The following is a 7,485-nucleotide window of genomic DNA, read 5'->3' on the forward strand; positions in this document are numbered from 1 at the left end:
GGCCCAGGCAACCCGTGGTCCGGCCAACGGCCGGCGCTACCGGGCTTCACGTCTTCGCGTGAAGCCTTCGCATTCCCTTCGTGCACGCGGCGTTATGCTCCGCCGGTCCCATTCCGGGCCGAAGGAGTCGATCGTGAATACGAATTCGCTCACCGCATCCCTCTTGTCGCAGCTGCAGGGCCCCGGCGTCCAGCAGGTTTCCCAGCAGCTCGGCCTGGACCAGAACCAGGCCTCCCAGGCAGTCACCGCCGCCCTGCCACTGCTGATGGGCGCGCTGGGCACCAATGCCAGCCAACCACAAGGCGCGCAGTCGCTGCTCAACGCCCTCCAGAGGGATCACCTGGGTGGCGCGGGCGGCGGAGGCGGCTTCGACCTGGGCGGCATCCTGGGCGCCGTGCTCGGGGGCGGTGGCGGCGGCGCGGCTACCAATGGCGCCGGCATCCTGGGCCATGTCTTCGGCGGGCAGTCGGACCAGGCCGCCCAGGTGCTGGGCAACAAGACGGGGTTGGACAGCGGCAAGGCCGGTCAGCTGCTGGCGGTCCTGGCGCCCATCGTCATGTCGTTCCTTGCCCAGCGGTTCGCCCAGCAGGGCAATGCCAACGAACTCGGCCAGGCACTCAGCGCGGAGGCACCGCCCGCCGCCGCCGGCGGCATCGGCAGCCTGCTCAACGCCTTCGACCAGGACGGCGACGGCCAGTTGGGCCTCAGCGATGTGATCGGCTTCCTGGGCAAGCGCTGACATGCTGCCGGGTCGCCGGCCGCGCATGGCCGGCGGCCCATCAATAGTTCAAAGCTATCGATTCAGTTGATTCATTCGAATTTACCAAACGCTTCGCGGTGCCTAGGGTGGTTGGGCTGCCCTCGCATCTTCTCCGCGAGGCCATCCCACATTCGCCAGTCCACAGGTAACGACCCATGAAAAGCGAAGCGAAGTGCCCGTTCAACCACGCCCTCGTCGGCGATGCCACCACCAACCGCGACTGGTGGCCGAACCAGCTCCGCGTGGACCTGCTCAACCAGCACTCCGCGCGCTCCCATCCATTGGCCGCCGATTTCGATTACGCCAAGGCATTCGGCGCGCTGGACTACGCCGCGCTCAAGGCCGACCTCACCGCGCTGATGACCGATTCGCAGGACTGGTGGCCGGCCGACTTTGGCCACTACGGCGGGCTGTTCGTGCGCATGGCCTGGCACAGTGCCGGCACCTACCGCATCGGTGACGGGCGCGGCGGCGGTGGCCGCGGCCAGCAGCGCTTCGCCCCGCTCAACAGCTGGCCGGACAACGTCAGCCTGGACAAGGCCCGGCGCCTGCTGTGGCCGATCAAGCAGAAGTACGGCCAGGCCATTTCCTGGGCCGACCTGCTGATCCTCACCGGCAACGTCGCGCTCGAATCGATGGGCTTCAAGACGCTCGGCTTCGCCGGCGGCCGCCCGGATACCTGGGAACCGGACCAGGACGTGTACTGGGGCCGCGAGACCACCTGGCTGGGCGGTGACGTGCGCTATGCACATGGTTCCGAAGGCGTGGTCGAGGATCACGGCGTGCTGGTGTCCGATGACGACGCCGACGGCGACATCCATTCGCGCAACCTGGAAAATCCGCTGGCGGCGGTGCAGATGGGCCTGATCTACGTCAACCCTGAAGGCCCCGACGGCAACCCGGACCCGCTCAAGGCCGCGGCCGACATTCGCGACACCTTCGGCCGCATGGCGATGGACGACGAGGAAACCGTCGCCCTGATCGCCGGCGGGCACAGCTTCGGCAAGACCCACGGCGCCGGCCCGGCCGACAACGTGGATGTGGAGCCGGAAGCCGCCGGCCTGGAACACCAGGGCCTGGGCTGGCACAACAAGTTCCGCAGCGGCAAGGGCGGCGACACCATCACCAGCGGGCTGGAAGTGACTTGGACCCGCACCCCGGCGCAGTGGAGCCACGACTTCTTCCAGATCCTGTTCGGCAACGAGTGGGAGCTGACCAAGAGCCCGGCCGGTGCGCACCAGTGGGTGGCCAAGAATGCGGAAGCCGTGATTCCCGACGCGCACGACCCGTCGAAGAAGCACCGCCCCACCATGCTCACCACCGACCTGTCGCTGCGTATCGATCCGGCCTACGAGAAGATCTCGCGCCGCTTCCTGGCCGAGCCGCAGGCGTTCGCCGATGCGTTCGCACGCGCCTGGTTCAAGCTCACCCATCGCGACATGGGCCCGCGTGCGCGCTACCTCGGTCCGGAAGTGCCGCGCGAGACCTTCATCTGGCAGGACCCGGTGCCGGATGCACCGAAAACGCAGATCAGCGCGAACGACGTGGCCGCGCTGAAGCAGCAGATCGCGGCGGCCGGACTGAGCGTGGCCGAGCTGGTGTCCACGGCCTGGGCCTCGGCGTCCACCTTCCGTGGCTCGGACAAGCGTGGCGGCGCCAACGGCGCGCGCATCCGCCTGGCCCCGCAGAAGGACTGGGCGGTCAATCAGCCGAAGCAGCTGGCCAAGGTGATGGCGGCATTGGAGAAGATCCAGGCCGGCTTCAAGGGCGATGGCGGCGCGCAGGTGTCGCTGGCCGACCTGATCGTACTGGCCGGCAATGTCGGCGTGGAGCAGGCGGCCAAGGCCGGCGGGCATGACGTCAGCGTGCCGTTCCATGCCGGGCGTACCGACGCGACGCAGGAACAGACCGACGTCGAATCGTTCGCGGTGCTGGAGCCGTATGCGGATGGCTTCCGCAATTACCTCAAGGGCCGCTACAGCGTGCCGGCCGAAGCGCTGCTGATCGACAAGGCGCAGCTGTTGACCCTGACCGGACCGGAGCTGACCGCCCTGGTCGGCGGCCTGCGCGCCCTGGGGGCGAACGTGGACGGCAACACCCAGGGCGTGCTGACCGATCGCCCGGGCACGCTCAGCAACGACTTCTTCGTCAACCTGCTGGACATGCGCACGCAGTGGAAGGCCAGCGGCGATGGCTACGAAGGCAGCGACCGCAACGGTGGCGGCAAGCGCTGGACCGGCAGCCGTGCCGACCTGGTGTTCGGCTCCAACTCGGTGCTGCGTGCGGTGGCCGAGGTATATGCCAGCGCCGATGGCGAGAAGAAGTTCGTGCAGGACTTCGTCGCGGCCTGGGCGCGGGTGATGGAGCTGGACCGGTACGACCTGCACCGGTGATTCACCGCGATCGGTAGGTGCCCACCGTTGGTGGGCACGCTTGCTTACATCGCGTCGAGGTCGCCCAGCGCGCGGATCAACCGCCGCGCGCGCTTGTCCGGGCGATGCTCCGGAGGCTGGTACCCATTCTTGGCCGCCGCACGCTGCGCACGCAGCTCTGCACGCCGCGCGCGCGAAGCTTCGCTCTCTTCATACAGCTGCTGCGCCACCGGTGCCGGCCCGCGCAGATCGCTCAGCCCACGCACCTGCACGTCATACACCTCATCGCCACGACTGATCTGCAGCTGCTCGCCCACGCGCACCGCGCGCGAGGATTTCGGGCGCTGCCCGGCGACATCCACCTTGCCCGTCTCCACGGCCTGCTTGGCCAGGCTGCGGGTCTTGTAGAAGCGTGCGGCCCAGAGCCACACATCCAGCCGCACGGCGGCGGCGGCCAACGGTTTCGCTTCGATCATGCAGGTCGTTCAACTCCCCGGTTCGGCCGGTCGTCGGTTCAGCGGTTGCGGCGCCGAGGGATTGCCACGGCAGCCGGTGCCGCCGATCAGCACGGGAACCCCCGCATCCAGATCGCGCCGCTGGCTGCCGACCTGGCATTCCGGTCGGTCCATGGGCCGTACCTGCGCGTCGCGCAGGCGGTCGTCTGTAGACGAACATGCGGGCAGCAATGCCGCAATCAAGAGTGCCGGCACGACGGGCATGAACCGGTTAAAAATACGCATGGCGATATCCCAGTGACGGGGTTGGTGCTAGTGTGCCGCTCTCCGGGCTTGATCTCCAGAGCACATGGCCAAAGCGCCGCTTGACCTGACTACCGGCCCGATCGGGCGCAATCTGTTCCTGTTCGCCCTGCCTATCCTGGCCGGCAACATCGCCCAGTCGTTGAACGGCTCGGTGAATGCGGTCTGGGTGGGCCGCTTCCTGGGCGAGGCGGCGCTGACCGCCACCGCGAACGCCAACAACATCATGTTCTTCCTGATCGGCTCGGTGTTCGGCATCGGCATGGCCGCCACCATCCTGATCGGCCAGGCGATGGGCGCACGCGACCTCCCGCAGGCGCGCCGGGTGATGGGCACCAGCGCGACCTTCTTCATCGGCCTGTCGGTGGTGATCGCCATCGCCGGCTGGTGGCTGTCGCACCCGCTGTTGGCGGCCATGGGCACGCCCGCCGCGTCGCTACCATTGGCCGAGGCCTACCTGCGCATCATCTTCCTGGCGATGCCGACCCTGTACGCCTTCGCGTTCCTCAGCTCCGCCCTGCGCGGCGTGGGCGATTCGCGCACGCCGTTCCGCTTCCTGCTGCTGTCGGTGGTGCTCGACATCGGCTTCAATCCGCTGCTGATCTTCGGCATTGGTCCGTTCCCGAAGCTGGGCATCGCCGGTGCCGCCTGGGCCACGCTGATCGCGCAGACGCTGTCGCTGATCGGCCTGCTCTGGTACATGCGCAACAAGCGTCACGTGTTGTGGCTCGGTCGCAAGGACATGCGGCTGTTCAAGATCGATCCGGAGATCCTGCGCGCGCTGGTGGTCAAGGGTGTGCCGATGGGCCTGCAGATGGTGCTGATCTCGCTGTCGATGATCATGATGATGACCATGGTCAACAGCTACGGCACCGACACCGCTGCCGCCTATGGTGCCTCGCTGCAGCTGTGGACGTACGTGCAGATGCCGGCGATGGCGATCGGCGCGGCGTGCTCGTCGATGGCGGCGCAGAACGTGGGCGCGGGCAACTGGTCGCGCGTGCGCGGTACGGCGCGCAGCGGCGTGCTCTACAACTTCCTGCTCACCGGCATGCTGATCCTGCCGCTGATCCTGCTCGACCGCTACACGCTGGCGCTGTTCCTGCCCAGCGGCAGCGAAGCGCTGGACGTGGCCCGCCATCTCAACCACATCGCGGTGTGGTCGTTCCTGTTCTTCGGCGTGAACTTCGTGATCTCCGGCGTGGTGCGCTCCACCGGCGCCGTCATTCCGCCGCTGCTGATCCTGGCGGTATCGCTGTGGGGCATCCGCGTGCCGTTCGCCGAACTGCTGCAGCCACACTGGGGCGCGGACGCGGTGTGGTGGAGTTTCCCGATCAGTTCGTTCTGCGCGATGTTGATGTCGCTGGCGTATTACCGCTGGGGCGGCTGGCGCAAGGCGCGCATGCTGCCCAGCCACCGCGAGGAAATGGCGTCCCCGGCCGAGATCCCGGCATCACCGCCCTCCCCGGTCGCAGATCCAGATCCACGCCCGACCCCGTAGTGCCACGCCCTGCGTGGCAATGGGATCAGGCGTTCATGACGCCCAACAAAGAGCAGCCACGCAGGGCGTGGCTCTACGAGCGATTCGATCGGTATCCAGATACCAGAAACGCAAACGGCCACCCGAAGGTGGCCGTTTGTTGGGTAGGTACCGACCGTTGGTCGGTACACCACGCCGGAATTACTGGGCAGCCTTGGCAGCCAGGCGCGCGACCTTGGCCTGTGCAGCAGCAGCCAGATCTTCCTTGATGCGGGCAGCCTTGCCTTCCAGGCCACGCAGGTAGTACAGCTTGCCGGAGCGGACCTTACCACGACGCTTCACTTCGACCGAGTCGATGATGGCGCTGTGGCTCTGGAAGACGCGCTCGACGCCGTAGCCGTGCGAGATCTTGCGGACGGTGAACGCGGAGTTCAGGCCGGCGTTCTTGGTGCCGATCACGACGCCTTCGTACGCCTGGACGCGCTCGCGGTTGCCTTCCTTCACCTTCACGTTCACGACAATGGTGTCGCCCTGGCTGAACTTCGGCAGCTCGCGGGTGATCTGGGCGGATTCGAAGTCCGAGAGGATGGATTTGTTCAGCTTGCTCATGGGTGCACCGATTGTGTTCGTTCGGGTGGGCGTGTCGTTTCGACAACGTAGGCTCATGCAGTCACCGGACTGTGCTGCACGTTTTTTGTAGGGTTTCCACCGCCAGGCACGGAAAGGCCTGATGGGAATCGCCAATTGTAGCGGAAAAAATGTGGCGGGTGGTAGCGCCAGTCCCGGCAGCCAGGCAGCGGACTAACAGTCCGCTCTACCCGTCCGCTCTACAGGCCCTTGCCGCCTTCGGCGGCGCGGGCCTGCTCCAGCAGGATCCGGTCGGCCTTGGACAGGCTGGCCTCGTCGAGCAGGTCCGGGCGCCGCAGCCAGGTCCGCAGCAGCGACTGCTGGCGGCGCCAGCGGGCGATGGCGGCGTGGTTGCCCGAACGCAGCACGTCCGGGACCGTGCCCCATTCATGCTGGGCCGGATGGCTGTAGTGCGGGCAGTCCAGCAGCCCCTGCGGGCCTTCGAAACTGTCCTGGGCGGCCGATTCGGCATCCCCCAGCGCACCCTCCTGCAGACGGGTCACGGCATCGACGATGACCGCTGCACCGAGCTCGCCGCCCGACAGCACGTAGTCGCCGAGCGAGATTTCCTCGGTGACCTCGGCCTCGAGGAAGCGCTCATCGATGCCTTCATAGCGGCCACAGAGCAGGATCATCCGCGGCAGTGCGGCCAGCTCACGGACCTTGGCCTGGGTGAGCGGCTTGCCCTGTGGGCTCAGGTAGATCACCGGCGCAGGCGCCGGATCGGCCGCCTTGGCCGCAGCCAGGCAGGCCCGCAGCGGCTCGATCAGCATCACCATGCCCGGGCCACCCCCGAACGGACGGTCGTCCACCCGGCGGTAGTTGCCTTCAGCATAGTCACGCGGATTCCAGCCATGCAGGTCGAGCAGACCGCGCTCGGCCGCACGGCCGACCACGCCCAGCGCGGCCGACTGCGCCATGAACTCCGGGAACAAGGTGACGACGTCGATGCGCACCGGCTAGAACTCCGGATCCCAATCAACGATGACCAGATTGGCCTCGAAATCCACCGATTTCACGAAGTCCGGCTGCACGAACGGAATCATCCGCTCACGGTCGCCCTGCACCACCACGACATCGTTGGAGCCGGTGGAGAACAGGTGCGAGACCCGACCCAGTTCGACGCCCTCGACGGTACGCACCTGCAAGCCTTCCAGATCGACCCAGTAATACTCGTCGGGCTTGGGCGGCGGCAGCGCGCTGCGGGATACATAGACTTCGGTCCCGTACATCGACTCGACCACATCGCGGTCGGTGATCTCGGGAAACACCGCTACCAGATGCTTGCCGGACTGACGTCCACGCGCGCCTTTGAGGGTGCTCTCCTGGCCGGCGGGTGAGCGCAGGATCCAGGGCTGATAGTTGAAGATGGCGGTACGCGGCTCGGTCCAGGACTCGAGCTTTATCTCGCCTCGCACACCAAAAGCGCCGACAATCCTGCCCAGCAGGATGCGGCGCTCGGTATCTTTCATCTGTATAGACCGAATG

At 66.8% G+C, this 7,485-nt stretch carries 8 protein-coding genes; 3 read left to right on the plus strand and 5 right to left on the minus strand.

The annotated features are described in order from the left end of the window. Positions 1-130 precede the first annotated feature (130 nt). Together ACREPD_RS21180 and katG are read left to right on the plus strand one after the other, a co-directional pair. Positions 131-739 (plus strand): DUF937 domain-containing protein, encoded by a 609-nt coding sequence (locus tag ACREPD_RS21180; protein ID WP_431601126.1) that lies wholly within the window; start codon positions 131-133, stop codon positions 737-739. Between the two features lie 176 nt (positions 740-915). After that, the gene (gene katG, locus ACREPD_RS21185; RefSeq protein WP_431601120.1) at positions 916-3,153 is read left to right on the plus strand and encodes a catalase/peroxidase HPI; all 2,238 of its coding nucleotides are present in this window, start codon (positions 916-918) and stop codon (positions 3,151-3,153) included. A 44-nt stretch (positions 3,154-3,197) separates the two neighbouring features. Here the strand turns inward: katG and ACREPD_RS21190 are convergent, their stop codons facing one another. Further along, on the minus strand, positions 3,198-3,608 hold the full coding sequence (locus ACREPD_RS21190) for an RNA-binding S4 domain-containing protein (RefSeq protein ID WP_431601121.1): 411 nt from the start codon (positions 3,606-3,608) through the stop codon (positions 3,198-3,200). A 9-nt stretch (positions 3,609-3,617) separates the two neighbouring features. Then, positions 3,618-3,872, minus strand: a complete 255-nt coding sequence (locus ACREPD_RS21195) for a hypothetical protein (RefSeq protein ID WP_431601122.1) — start codon at positions 3,870-3,872, stop codon at positions 3,618-3,620. 64 nt (positions 3,873-3,936) lie between these two features. Here ACREPD_RS21195 and ACREPD_RS21200 point away from each other — a divergent pair, with 64 nt between their 5' ends. Further along, positions 3,937-5,391: an MATE family efflux transporter gene (locus tag ACREPD_RS21200; protein WP_431601123.1), complete on the plus strand. Its 1,455-nt coding sequence runs from the start codon at positions 3,937-3,939 to the stop codon at positions 5,389-5,391. A gap of 180 nt (positions 5,392-5,571) precedes the next feature. Here the strand turns inward: ACREPD_RS21200 and rplS are convergent, their stop codons facing one another. The 3 genes from rplS to rimM all read right to left on the minus strand — a co-directional run bounded on the left by rplS (position 5,572) and on the right by rimM (position 7,469). Then, positions 5,572-5,979 carry a 50S ribosomal protein L19 gene (gene rplS / locus ACREPD_RS21205; RefSeq protein ID WP_431601124.1) on the minus strand — a complete coding sequence of 136 codons (408 nt, stop codon included), beginning with the start codon at positions 5,977-5,979 and terminating at the stop codon, positions 5,572-5,574. 218 nt (positions 5,980-6,197) lie between these two features. After that, positions 6,198-6,953 carry a tRNA (guanosine(37)-N1)-methyltransferase TrmD gene (trmD, locus tag ACREPD_RS21210; RefSeq protein ID WP_431601125.1) on the minus strand — a complete coding sequence of 252 codons (756 nt, stop codon included), beginning with the start codon at positions 6,951-6,953 and terminating at the stop codon, positions 6,198-6,200. A 3-nt stretch (positions 6,954-6,956) separates the two neighbouring features. Next, entirely contained in the window at positions 6,957-7,469 is a 513-nt protein-coding gene (gene rimM / locus ACREPD_RS21215; protein WP_431601127.1) for a ribosome maturation factor RimM, read from the minus strand. Positions 7,470-7,485: the final 16 nt, after the last annotated feature.

Origin of the sequence: Stenotrophomonas sp., from assembly GCF_050737075.1 — a bacterium.
Lineage (GTDB): Bacteria > Pseudomonadota > Gammaproteobacteria > Xanthomonadales > Xanthomonadaceae > Stenotrophomonas.

Bases quoted from the DNA above. Each gene is read 5' to 3' on its own strand.
- katG (WP_431601120.1), top strand. From the start codon at position 916: ATGAAAAGCGAAGCGAAGTGCCCGTTCAACCACGCCCTCGTCGGCGAT.
- ACREPD_RS21190 (WP_431601121.1), bottom strand. From the start codon at position 3,608: ATGATCGAAGCGAAACCGTTGGCCGCCGCCGCCGTGCGGCTGGATGTG.
- ACREPD_RS21195 (WP_431601122.1), bottom strand. From the start codon at position 3,872: ATGCGTATTTTTAACCGGTTCATGCCCGTCGTGCCGGCACTCTTGATT.
- ACREPD_RS21200 (WP_431601123.1), top strand. From the start codon at position 3,937: ATGGCCAAAGCGCCGCTTGACCTGACTACCGGCCCGATCGGGCGCAAT.
- rplS (WP_431601124.1), bottom strand. From the start codon at position 5,979: ATGAGCAAGCTGAACAAATCCATCCTCTCGGACTTCGAATCCGCCCAG.
- rimM (WP_431601127.1), bottom strand. From the start codon at position 7,469: ATGAAAGATACCGAGCGCCGCATCCTGCTGGGCAGGATTGTCGGCGCT.